Raw genomic sequence first — 3,402 nt, forward strand, 5'->3', positions numbered from 1 at the left:
CATGCAGATGTAAATGCTGCGGCTAACATTTTACGAAAAGTAATCCCAAATGCATGGACAAATGGGATAGAGGGGTTAGGCGTGAAACAGCTCGCTAATGTGTTAACTCCCCTGACGTTAATCGTCCGTTAGGTCAAAACGTTAGAAACCCCCACTTCAAGCTTTGCTAAGTGGGGGAGTGTTCATATAATAAAAAGAAAGGGAGTGCAAACATATATATGAACAAATGGATATTACTTATCATCTTATTATTACCACCACTATACATTCTTTATATGACCTTTCAAATGAAGAAAGTTGCTCGTGAAAAGTTGAGTCATCACTCTCCGTACGTTCTTATACTGGGTGCAAAGTTATTTGGAGATAGACCGTCTTTATCTCTTCAAAATCGTTTAGATGTAGCGCTGGAATATTTATATTCTCATCCTGATGTAAAAGTAATTGTTTCAGGTGGTCAAGGGGAAGATGAAGATATACCGGAAGCTCATAGTATGAGAAACTATTTAATGGTACATGGTATAGATGAGAGTCGTATTTTAATAGAAGATCAATCTACAAATACGTATGAGAATGTAAAGTTTAGTATGGATTTATATGATGTGAAACATGCGGTAGTTGTAAGTAATACGTATCATTTGTATAGAACGAAAATAATTGCAAAGCGTTTAGGCATGAAGATGGAGGCGCTAGCCGCTGAAACACCGATCCGTTCTAAGAGGAAAATGTACGTACGTGAATATGCTGCAATAATGAAAACAAGATTGTTCGACCGTTAGAGCTCAAATGTGGGCTCTTTTTTTGTAGAATAAAGCGTATCATTTGAAATGAATACCATCTTCCATCAAAATAAAGGAAACAACGATAAAGGAGTTGTATTTGTGATTCAATTTAATCAGGTGTCAAAAGCGTATGAAGATGGCACGAAAGCAGTGGATTCATTGCATTTAGAAATTAAAAAGGGAGAGTTTTTTGTCCTTATTGGTCCGAGTGGTTGCGGGAAAACAACGACAATGAAGATGATTAATCGTTTAATTGAAACGACTGAAGGATCGATTTTAATCGATGGAAAAGATATTCAACAATATAATATAAACGAATTACGTTGGGATATAGGATACGTGTTGCAACAAATTGCTTTGTTCCCGCATATGACAATTGCAGAAAATATTGCAGTTGTTCCTGAAATGAGAAAATGGAATAAAGAAAAAATAAAAGCCCGTGTCGATGAGTTGCTACAGATGGTCGGGCTAAATCCAGACGTATATCGCGATCGTATGCCTGATGAATTGTCAGGAGGTCAAAAGCAGCGCGTTGGTGTTGTACGGGCATTAGCCGCAAATCCGAAAATTGTTCTTATGGACGAACCATTTAGTGCGTTAGATCCACTAAGTAGGGAGCAGCTTCAGAAGGATATTGTACAATTGCAAAAAAAGATTCAAAAAACAATTGTATTTGTAACGCATGATATGCAAGAAGCGTTATCGCTTGGAGATCGTATTTGCGTTATGAAAGAAGGAAAAGTTGTTCAATTAGATACACCAGAAGGTATTATACATAATCCGAAAAATGAATTTGTAGAGGAGTTCATTGGAAATCGTGGACGACCTTGGTATGAGGGCATGAATATAGGAGATGTAATGCCGCTAGACGATTGCACACGAGTTGAAGGGATTGCTTTATCTTTGCATTCGCCCTTACAAGAAGCACTGATTCGCTTACGAGCTGAAGAAGTCGTTCCAGTTGAAGAAAATGGTCAATATGTTGGCACTTTAACAAGTCGTCATATTGTCAATTACATTGTTGAACAAATGAAGGAAAGAGGCTAAACAGTGACTGATTTGATACAAACGTTCCAAGAACGAAAAATAGAATTACTAACTGCATTAAGTGAGCATTTACAAATATCGCTTATTTCATTATTTTTTGCAGTAATTATTGCAGTGCCACTTGGCATTTTATTAACGAGAAAAGAACGACTGGCTGAGTTTATTATAGGAACTTCTGCAGTTATGCAGACGGTCCCATCACTGGCATTACTCGGACTTTTAATTCCGTTAGTAGGAATTGGAAAACTTCCAGCCATTATTGCATTAGTTGTGTACGCACTATTACCTATTTTACGAAATACATATACGGGAATAAGGGAATTAGATGAATCTTTAATCGAAGCAGCGAGAGCTATGGGGATGAATAGCTGGAGAAGACTGTGGAAGGTAGAGCTTCCTCTTGCATTACCAATTATTATGGCCGGTATTCGTACGGCGATGGTATTAATTGTTGGAACAGCTACATTAGCAGCTCTTATAGGTGCTGGTGGGCTCGGTAAACTCATTTTACTTGGTATCGATCGGAATGATCATGCGCTTATCATTTTAGGGGCCGTACCAGCCGCGTTACTCGCTTTATTCTTTGATGTAGTACTTCGAGTACTGGAGAGTCCAAAACGCTCTTCTAAGCGTGTTATATTGACGATATGTATTGTTTGTATCATGATTGCTTCTCCATTTCTTTGGAATACACAAAAGAAAGATATTGTTATTGCCGGCAAACTTGGATCAGAACCAGAAATTTTAATTCAAATGTATAAGCAACTTATCGAACAAGATACCGATTTACATGTAGAATTAAAACCAGGTCTTGGAAAAACAGCATTTGTATTTGAAGCATTGAAATCAGGTGAAGTAGATATATACCCTGAATTTTCGGGAACAGCTTTATCTACTTTCGTGAAAGAAGAGCCAAAAAGTACAAATCGGGATGAAGTATATGAGCAAGCCCGCGCTGGAATGGAAAAGAAATATAATATGGTAATGTTGAAGCCGATGGAGTATAACAATACGTATGCACTAGCTATGCCGAAAAAAATAGCAGATCAAAATAATATAAATACAATTTCTGATTTAGGAAAAATTGCACAGGATGCGAAAGTAGGATTCACATTAGAATTTGCTGATCGTGAAGACGGTTATAAAGGAATGCAAAAATTATATAACTATAAGTTTTCAAATGTGAAAACGATGGAGCCGAAACTACGTTATAGTGCAATTCAATCAGGGGATGTTAACGTAATTGATGCATATTCAACTGATAGTGAACTTGAGCAATACGGACTTAAAGTGCTAAAAGATGACAAAGGATTATTTCCACCATACCAAGGTGCACCGTTATTAAGAAAAGAGACGTTACAGAAATATCCTGAACTTGAAAAAGTATTAAATAAATTATCTCGAAAGATTACAGATGAAGAAATGCGAAAAATGAATTATGAAGTAAATGTGAATGGTAAAGGTAGTGAAGAAGTAGCAAAACGATTTTTACAAAAAGAGAATTTACTACGTTAATTTTACAAGAAATATACAAATTTATATGTATGAAATGACCGTTCATTACAAAATGAACGGT

Annotated in this window: 3 protein-coding genes; all 3 read left to right on the plus strand. The window is 36.4% G+C overall.

From position 1 onward, the window contains the following. The first annotated feature begins 218 nt into the window (after positions 1-218). The 3 genes from KI369_RS27920 to KI369_RS27930 all read left to right on the plus strand — a co-directional run bounded on the left by KI369_RS27920 (position 219) and on the right by KI369_RS27930 (position 3,341). On the plus strand, positions 219-776 hold the full coding sequence (locus KI369_RS27920; protein ID WP_212958885.1) for a YdcF family protein: 558 nt from the start codon (positions 219-221) through the stop codon (positions 774-776). A gap of 102 nt (positions 777-878) precedes the next feature. Beyond that, on the plus strand, positions 879-1,826 hold the full coding sequence (locus KI369_RS27925; RefSeq protein ID WP_212958886.1) for an ABC transporter ATP-binding protein: 948 nt from the start codon (positions 879-881) through the stop codon (positions 1,824-1,826). Between the two features lie 3 nt (positions 1,827-1,829). Then, the gene (locus KI369_RS27930; protein ID WP_212958888.1) at positions 1,830-3,341 is read left to right on the plus strand and encodes an ABC transporter permease/substrate-binding protein; all 1,512 of its coding nucleotides are present in this window, start codon (positions 1,830-1,832) and stop codon (positions 3,339-3,341) included. Positions 3,342-3,402 lie beyond the last annotated feature (61 nt).

This window comes from Bacillus sanguinis (genome assembly GCF_018332475.1).
GTDB lineage: Bacteria > Bacillota > Bacilli > Bacillales > Bacillaceae_G > Bacillus_A > Bacillus_A sanguinis.

Bases quoted from the DNA above. Each gene is read 5' to 3' on its own strand.
- KI369_RS27920 (WP_212958885.1), top strand. From the start codon at position 219: ATGAACAAATGGATATTACTTATCATCTTATTATTACCACCACTATAC.